The organism is Roseateles sp. P5_B10 (genome assembly GCF_056400485.1).
The window spans coordinates 1-5,897 of the sequence record NZ_JBFULE010000308.1; the positions used below are offsets into that span (position 1 = coordinate 1).

Annotated in this window: 6 protein-coding genes; 3 read left to right on the top strand and 3 right to left on the bottom strand. The window is 65.9% G+C overall.

Annotated elements, in window-relative coordinates; all coding sequences use genetic code 11:
* Nucleotides 1–1,009, top strand: a 1,009-nt coding sequence (locus tag AC1DU6_RS17735; protein ID WP_477858631.1) for a GGDEF domain-containing protein, incomplete at its 5' end; no start/stop codon positions are given.
* Here the strand turns inward: AC1DU6_RS17735 and mog are convergent.
* Together mog and yjgA are read right to left on the bottom strand one after the other, a co-directional pair.
* Entirely contained in the window at nucleotides 1,006–1,572 is a 567-nt protein-coding gene (gene mog / locus AC1DU6_RS17740) for a molybdopterin adenylyltransferase (RefSeq protein ID WP_477858632.1), read from the bottom strand. The two genes, AC1DU6_RS17735 and mog, sit on opposite strands and share 4 nt — an antisense overlap.
* Nucleotides 1,565–2,101, bottom strand: a complete 537-nt coding sequence (yjgA, locus tag AC1DU6_RS17745; RefSeq protein WP_477858634.1) for a ribosome biogenesis factor YjgA — start codon at nucleotides 2,099–2,101, stop codon at nucleotides 1,565–1,567. Before yjgA ends, mog begins: the two co-directional genes overlap by 8 nt.
* 83 nt (nucleotides 2,102–2,184) lie before the next feature.
* On the opposite strand from yjgA, the gene pmbA reads away from it, so the two are divergent.
* Both pmbA and AC1DU6_RS17755 read left to right on the top strand, forming a co-directional pair.
* Complete coding sequence (pmbA, locus tag AC1DU6_RS17750; protein WP_477858636.1) at nucleotides 2,185–3,552, top strand: metalloprotease PmbA; 1,368 nt, start codon at nucleotides 2,185–2,187, stop codon at nucleotides 3,550–3,552.
* A 116-nt stretch (nucleotides 3,553–3,668) separates the two neighbouring features.
* A complete protein-coding gene (locus AC1DU6_RS17755; protein ID WP_477858640.1) occupies nucleotides 3,669–4,751 on the top strand; it encodes a TRAP transporter substrate-binding protein in 1,083 nt (360 codons plus the stop codon).
* Between the two features lie 77 nt (nucleotides 4,752–4,828).
* Here AC1DU6_RS17755 and AC1DU6_RS17760 read toward each other — a convergent pair.
* Nucleotides 4,829–5,897 (bottom strand): TRAP transporter large permease (locus tag AC1DU6_RS17760; RefSeq protein ID WP_477858638.1); only part of this gene is annotated, 1,069 nt, incomplete at its 5' end.

Consider the following 5,897-nt stretch of genomic DNA (forward strand, 5'->3'; position numbering starts at 1 on the left):
TGCCAGCTGGATGGCGGCCGACGCGGCGCGCCGGGTGGCCGCCTATACCAACCTGCCACCGGGTGACTACCGGCTGCGCCTGCGCGCCTCCAACCGCGACGGCCAATGGGGCGAGCGCGAACTGGCCCTGGCGGTGACGGTGAGGCCTGCCTGGCACCAGACCTGGTGGTTCCGCGCTGCCCTGGTGTTTGCGCTATGCCTGCTCGTGCTCGCGGCGGTGGCCGGGCGCACGCGGCTGCTGCGCCACCGGCAGCTCGAGCTGGAGCACAAGGTGCGCGAGCGCACGGTCGAGTTGCGGGCGATGCACCACGCTTTGCAAGAGAAATCAGAGCAGCTTCAGTTGAGCAGCGTGACCGATCCGTTGACGGGCCTGCACAACCGCCGCTTCCTGAGTGACCACATYGAGCAGGACCTGGCAGCCAGCCTGCGCCGATCACAGGAGACGCTTGCCGCCGGGGGCCAGCCGCTGGATACGGACAACGTCTTCCTGCTGCTCGACATCGATGCCTTCAAGCGCATCAACGACCGGCACGGCCATGCCGCGGGCGACGCGGTGCTGGTGCAGTTCGGCGCCCGGCTGCGTTCGGTGATGCGCGAGTCCGATTACCTGGTGCGCTGGGGTGGCGAGGAATTCCTGGCCGTGGCGCGCGACACCGATCGCCTGCGCGCTGAGGAGCTGGCCGAGCGCATGCGCGCCGTCATCGCCGCCACGCCGTTTGAGCTCGACGACGGCGGCCGCCTCGATGTCAGCTGTTCCRTCGGCTTTGCCTGCGTGCCCTTCGAGCCGGAGCGGCCACAGGCACGCAGCTGGCAGCAGGTCGTCAACCTGGCCGACCTGGGGCTCTATGCCGCCAAGCGCGCCGGCCGCAATGCCTGGGTTGGCGTGCACACCGCCAAGGGGCGCGGCGCCACCGGTCAGCGCGTCGTGGGCGGGTTCGGCCTCAGCAGCAATCGCAGCCTGGATGACGTGGCTGCGGCGCTGGCCGAGCCAGGAACGGTCGAAGGCTAGACGGGGCGTTGTGCGCTCTTGGGTCTGAAAGCCTTGCAGACCTCGTCGCGGGTCTCGAGGTAGGGCCCGCCGATCAGGTCGATGCAATAGGGTACGGYGGCGAAGATGCCGCTGGCCTTCTCGTGGCCAGCCAGAGTTTCGGCGATGGCCTTGGGCTGGCCGGGCAGGTTGATGATCAGACTCTTGCCGCGGATGACGGCGACCTGGCGCGACAGGATGGCCGTGGGCACGAAATGCAGCGAGATCTGGCGCATCTGCTCGCCAAAGCCCGGCATCACGCGGTCAGCCACGGCCAGCGTCGCCTCGGGCGTGACGTCACGCGGTGCGGGGCCGGTGCCGCCGGTCGTCAGCACCAGGTCGCAGCGTTCGGTGTCGACCAGCTCGGTCAACGCCGCCGAGATGTCGGCCTGCTCGTCAGGAATCAGGCGGGACACGAACTCGATGGGGTTGTGCAGCGCGCCCGTCAGCCAGTCCTTGAGGGCAGGCAGGCCCTTGTCTTCGTAGACACCGGCTGATGCCCGGTCGCTGATGGACACGACACCGATGCGGACCTGCTCACTCATCTTCGGCCGCGGCTTCGGAAGCCTTGATGAACTGGAACAGCTCGCGGAAGGCGCGGCCGCTGCGTTTCTCCGGCTCGTTGGCCGCGTCCTTGCGCGCCGCGCGCACGAGGCTGCGCAGCTGCTGGATGTCGACGTCGGCGTGCTCGGCGAGGAACTCCTGCAGCGCGTCGTCGGTCGCCAGCAGGCGTTCGCGCCAGCGCTCGGACTGATGCAGCTTGAGGCTGTCCTGCGCATGGCCGAGCYTGAAAGCGGCCACCGCTTCCCGGATCGGCTCGGGATCGATCTTGCGCATCAGCTTGCCGATGTACTGGATCTGCCTGCGCTTGCCCTCGAAATTGGTGATCTTCTTGGCGTGGCGCAGCGCGTCGTAAAGGATCTCGGGCAGCGCCAGCGGCTCCCAACGGCTCTCGGGCAAGACGAGCAATTCTTCGCCGAGCTTCTGCAGCGCGGTCATGTCGCGCTTGAGCTGGCTCTTGCTGGGGCCGTCGAAGTCGTCGTCGTCTTCGAATTCAGGGTTGGGATCGTGCATCGCGGTGCGGGAGAGAGCGGAGTCTTATCATTGTCCCCCACCCCATTGACACCGGCGCCGGCATCGCCCGGCGCTTTGCTTTCATGCCCCAGCCTCAGAACGGTTTTGCCTACAGCCCCGAGCAGTTCCAGCAATGGATCGAGGATGCGCTCGGCGAAGCGAAAAAGATCGGCGCGACCGATGCCGGTGCAGAAGTGTCTGAGGGCTGCGGCCTGTCGGTATCGGCGCGCCTGGGCCAATTGGAGAACGTCGAGCGCAACCGTGACAAGTCGCTCGGCATCTCGGTCTACCTCGGCCAGCGCCGCGGCAATGCCAGCACGTCGGACTTCTCGCCACAGGCTATCCGCGACACAGTGCGTGCGGCTTACGATATTGCCCGCTTCACGGCCGAGGACGAGTTCGCCGGGCTGCCCGATGCGGCCGACCTGGCGTTGGATGCGACCCAGCGGCCCGAGCTGGATCTCTTCCATCCCTGGTCCGTCGACGCCGCTGCAGCCGCCGAGATTGCGCTGCGCTGCGAGGCCGCTGCCCTTTCCGTGGACAAGCGCATCACCAACAGCGAAGGCGCGGCCGTGTCGGCCCAGCAGTCGCATTTCTGGATGGGCAATACGCGCGGCTTCCGTGGCGGCTATGCCAGCTCGCGGCATTCGCTGTCGGTTGCGCCCATCGCTGGCCGCGGCGCGGGCATGCAGCGCGACGCCTGGTACAGCTCCATGCGCGACGCGGCTGATCTGGCCTCGCCCGAGGCGGTGGGCCGTTACGCGTCGGAGCGTGCTTTGTCGCGGCTGAAGGCACGCAAGGTGGCAACCGCCGAGATCCCGGTGCTGTTCGAGAGCACGGTGGCCATCGGCCTGCTCGGTGCGCTCGTGCAGGCGACCAGTGGCGGTGCGCTCTACCGCCGCACCACCTTCCTGCTCGACAGCTTGGGCAAGCCGGTCATGGCGCCGCATATCGACATCTCCGAAGACCCGCATGTGAAGAAGGGCAAGGGCAGCTCGCCCTTCGACGACGAAGGTGTCGTCACGCGCGCGCGCTCGGTCGTGGAAGGCGGCGTGCTGCAGGGCTACTTCCTGTCCAGCTACTCGGCGCGCAAGCTGGGCATGAAGACGACCGGCCATGCGGGCGGTTCGCACAATCTGCGCATGACGAGCCGTGCCACCGCGCCAGGCGACGACCTGCCGACGATGATCCGGCGCCTCGGCCGCGGATTGCTCGTCACCGAGCTGATGGGCCAGGGTGTGAACTACGTGACGGGCGACTATTCGCGCGGCGCGAGCGGTTACTGGGTCGAGAACGGCGAGATCGCCTACCCGGTTCATGAGGTCACCATCGCTGGCAATCTGCGTGACATGCTGCAGAACATCGTCGGCATCGGCGCCGACGAGTACACGATGGGCACCAAGACCATCGGTTCGGTGCTCGTCACGGGCATGAAACTCGCAGGCAACTGACGCGCATCTGACGCGTCAGCGCCGGGGTAAATCCGGGCCGGCTGGCGGTGCGGTCTTCCTAGAATCGCCCGACACTTTTCTCTTCGCAAATCCGAAAACAGGAGACTTCAATGACCATGGAACGTCGTTCCTTTGTGCGCCACGCGGGCTTGGCTGGCGTGCTGGCCGCGGGCGCTGCCCCTGCCGTCGTGCACGCCCAGGCGCAAGTGCGCTGGCGCCTCGCATCGAGCTTCCCCAAGTCGCTGGACACCATCTTCGGCGCGGCCGACGTGTTCGCGAAGAAGGTCTCCGAGATGACCGGCGGCAAGTTCCAGATCTCCGTGCATGCCGGCGGCGAGATCRTGCCGGCGCTGCAGGTGGTTGACGCGGTGCAGAACGCTACCGTCGAGATCGCGCACACGGCGCCCTACTACTTTTTCGGCAAGGACGAGACCTTCGCGCTGGGCTGCGCCATCCCCTTCGGCCTGAACAGCCGCCAGATGACGGCCTGGATGGTGGAGGGCAACGGCCTGAAGCTGATGCGCGAGTTCTATCGCAACTACAACATCATCAACTTCCTCGGCGGCAATACCGGCGCGCAGATGGGCGGCTGGTATCGCAAGGAGATCAAGAGCGTCGCCGACATCAAGGGCCTGAAGATCCGCATCGGCGGCTTCGCTGGCCGCGTGATGGAGCGCATGGGCGCCGTGCCGCAGCAGATCGCCGGTGGCGAGATCTACTCGGCGCTGGAGAAGGGAACGATCGATGCGGCCGAGTGGGTCGGCCCCTATGACGACCAGAAGCTGGGCTTCAACAAGGTCGCGCCCAACTACTACTACCCCGGCTGGTGGGAAGGCGGCCCGCAGCTCGACTTTTTCATCAACACCAAGGCGTACGAGGGTTTGTCGGCCGAATACAAGGCCGTGGTCGAAGCAGCATCTGCCATGGCGCATATCGACATGCAGGCCAAGTACGACGCCAAGAACCCCGGCGCGCTGAAGCAGCTGGTGGGTTCGGGCACCAAGTTGTTCCGCTTCCCCAAGGACGTGATGGACGCCGCGTTCAAGGAATCCATGGGCATCTACGCCGAGCTGTCGGCCAAGAACCCGAACTGGAAGAAGGTCTACGAGGACTTTTCCAACTTCCGTCGCGACCAGAACCTCTGGTTCCGCTTCTCGGAAGCCGGCTTTGACGACTTCATGCAGGCGCAGAAGCTGTAAGCCTCGCGCCGCAGCAAAGGCAAAGCCCCGCGATGCGGGGCTTTTTCGTTGGCGGCCCGGAGTGCCTCCCGGAGTGCCTACTTCTTCGCCGCGTCCTCCAGGGCACGCCGCACGGCGTCGCCGTCATCCGCGGGCGCGCTGGCACCTGACGCCGCTGGTTCAGGGGCGAACAGCTTGCTCGCATCGTCCGAGCTCATGTCAGCGGGCTTGTCGTGGCCGCCCATCTGCTGCAACAGCTCCGACGCCTGGTTCAGGTCCACTGCCTTCTCCTTGTCGAGAAAGACGGTCACGGTCTGCGGGAAGAAGATGACGATGGCGACGAGGATGAGCTGCATGAACACCCAGGGGATGGAGCCCATGTAGATGTCGCTGGACAGCACCTTCTTCGGGATCGAGCCGTTCTTGAACAGCGTGTCCGAGATGCCGCGCAGATAGAACAGCGCRAAGCCGAACGGYGGRTGCATGAAGCTGGTCTGCATGTTCACGCASAGCAKSACGCCGAACCAGACGAGGTCGATGCCCATCTTCTCGGCCACCGGCCCGAGCAGCGGCAGGATGATGAAGGCGATCTCGAAGAAGTCGAGGAAGAAGGCCAGGAAGAAGATGAACAGGTTGACGACGATCAGGAAGCCGATCTGGCCGCCCGGCAGGTCGCTCAACATGTGCTCGATCCAGCGCCCGCCTTCGACGCCCTGGAACACCAGCGAGAAGGTGCGCGAGCCGATCAGGATGAAGACCACCATGGCCGTGATGCGCATGGTGCCGAGCATGGTGTCCTTGATCAGCGGCCAGTTCAGGCGCTTGTGCAGGCCGGCCAGGATGAAGGCGCCGACCGCACCCATCGCACCGGCCTCGGTCGGCGTGCAGATGGCCGTGTTGATGCCGGGCAGGCCGCCCATGGAGCCGAGCACGGCAAAGATCAGCACGGCCGACGGCACGATGCCGCGCAAACACTTCTTCCACAGTGCCCAGCCTTGCAGCGTGCGCGCTTCCTTGGGAACACCGGGTACGTGGTCCGGCTTCACACGGCTCAGCACGAAGGTGTAGAGCGCAAAGATCAGCACCTGCAGGATGGACGGGCCCCAGGCGCCCTTGTACATGTCGCCCACGGAGCGGCCGAGTTGGTCCGCCAGCACGACCAGTACC

Bases quoted from the DNA above. Each gene is read 5' to 3' on its own strand.
- pmbA (WP_477858636.1), top strand. From the start codon at position 2,185: ATGCCCCAGCCTCAGAACGGTTTTGCCTACAGCCCCGAGCAGTTCCAG.